Origin of the sequence: Kutzneria sp. 744, assembly GCF_000568255.1 — a bacterium.
Taxonomy (GTDB): Bacteria; Actinomycetota; Actinomycetes; order Mycobacteriales; family Pseudonocardiaceae; genus Kutzneria.
The window spans coordinates 4246037-4247639 of record NZ_KK037166.1 but is presented as its reverse complement, the minus strand read 5'-3'; the positions used below and the strand labels follow the sequence as shown (position 1 = coordinate 4247639).

Genomic DNA, 1603 nt, shown 5'->3' with positions numbered 1-1603 from the left:
GTCACACCGCCCGCGAGCACCTGCGCCGCGTCGCCGCCCTGCACCGGATTCCCCGCTCGCGGGCCGATGAGGTTCTCACGCTCGTCGGTCTCGACGAAAGCGCCGCCACCCGGGTCGAGAAGCTGTCCGGCGGTCAGCGCCAGCGCCTGGCCATCGCCTCCGCGCTCACCCACGACCCCGAGATCTTGTTCCTGGACGAGCCGACTGCTGCGCTGGATCCGTTGGCTCGCAAGCAACTCTGGGGACTGCTCAAGAGCTTGTCCGACCGCACCGTCATCTACACCACGCATCACCTTGACGAGGCCGAGCACCTATGCGACCGCGTGGCGATCCTCCACCGTGGACAGATCGTCGCCGTCGACACCCCGTCGGCCCTGCGGGAGCGCACCGGCGCCGCCACTCTGGAAGACGCCTACCTGGCGTTGGTGGCCGCATGAACGCCGCCGCCGCCGCCTACCTGATTGCCATGCTGCGCAACCGGATCGCGCTGTTCTTCACCTTCGCGTTCCCGTTGCTGTTCATCGTCCTTTTCGGACTCATGTTCGGCGGCCCCGGCCGCATGAACCAGCTCACCGCCGGCGTGCTGGACTGGGCCGTCGGCAACGCCGCCATGTTCGGCGTCGCCTACTCGATCGTCCAGTGGCGCAAGGACGACCTGCTCCGCCTCGTCCGCACGACCCCGACGCCCATCACCTCTTTGCTGTCCGGCTGGTACGTCGTCACCGTCGGCCTGGCCATCGCCCAGGCCGTCCTCTTCCTCGGCGTTTCCCTGCTGCCCGCCTTCGGCCTCACAGTCACCTCGCCGAGCATCGTGCTGCTGCCCCTGGTCTTGATGGTCGGCAGCCTGACCTTCTTCGCCATGGGCGTGCTCGTCGCCCGGGCAGCCCCGAATCCCGATGCCGTGGCCGCCATCGCCAACTGCATCATGATCCCCATGGCCTTCCTGTCCGGCTCCTTCTATCCCTTGGAGCTGGCCCCGCCCTGGCTCACCACCGCGTCCCGGTTCATGCCCCTGACCTACCTCAACGACGCCGTCCGCCAGACCCTGTCCGGAGGCTACGCCGTCCTGATCCCGTTGTCGGCTCTACTCGGCTTCGCAGTCCTTTTTGGAGCCATCGGACTGCGCACCTTCAAGTGGGCCGACAGTGCTTGATGGCGCCGCCTTCGGCGTCGCGGCTCGGCCCCTCGTGACCGGTGCCTCGCCCTTGCCGGATTTAGCCCGGGGCGCCGCACCCTGCCCCGGTCGGTCACGCCAACGTGATCTCCACGACCACGCACAAGAGGCTGCACGACCCGCGCGGCGCCATGCTGATGTCCGACGCCGAGCACGCCTCCGCGCTGGACAAGGCCGTGTTCCCCGGTCTGCAGGGCGTCCCGCACAACCACACCACGGCCGGCATCGCGGTGGCGCTGAAGGAAGCCGCCACCGACGAGTTCCGCACGTACGCGCACAACATCGTGGCCAACGCCAAGGCGCTGGCGGCGGCGCTGACCGAGCGGGGCTTCGACCTGGTCTCCGGCGGCACCGACAACCACCTGCTGCTGATCGACCTGACGTCCAAGAACGTGGCCGGCAAGCCCGCGGCCAAGGCGCTGGACCGGG

At 68.8% G+C, this 1603-nt stretch carries 2 protein-coding genes and 1 pseudogene; all 3 read left to right on the top strand.

Translation table 11 applies throughout. The features are described from left to right. On the top strand, positions 1-437 hold a 437-nt coding region (locus KUTG_RS19125), incomplete at its 5' end, for an ABC transporter ATP-binding protein (RefSeq protein ID WP_157495580.1). Further along, a complete protein-coding gene (locus KUTG_RS19120; protein ID WP_043718581.1) occupies positions 434-1153 on the top strand; it encodes an ABC transporter permease in 720 nt (239 codons plus the stop codon). The genes KUTG_RS19125 and KUTG_RS19120, both read left to right, overlap by 4 nt. A gap of 68 nt (positions 1154-1221) precedes the next feature. Next, a pseudogene (gene glyA / locus KUTG_RS19115) lies at positions 1222-1603 on the top strand (serine hydroxymethyltransferase); the annotation flags it as partial.

What these genes read in the sequence shown, in the direction of transcription:
- KUTG_RS19120 (WP_043718581.1), top strand. Translation starts at nt 434, where the DNA reads ATGAACGCCGCCGCCGCCGCCTACCTGATTGCCATGCTGCGCAACCGG.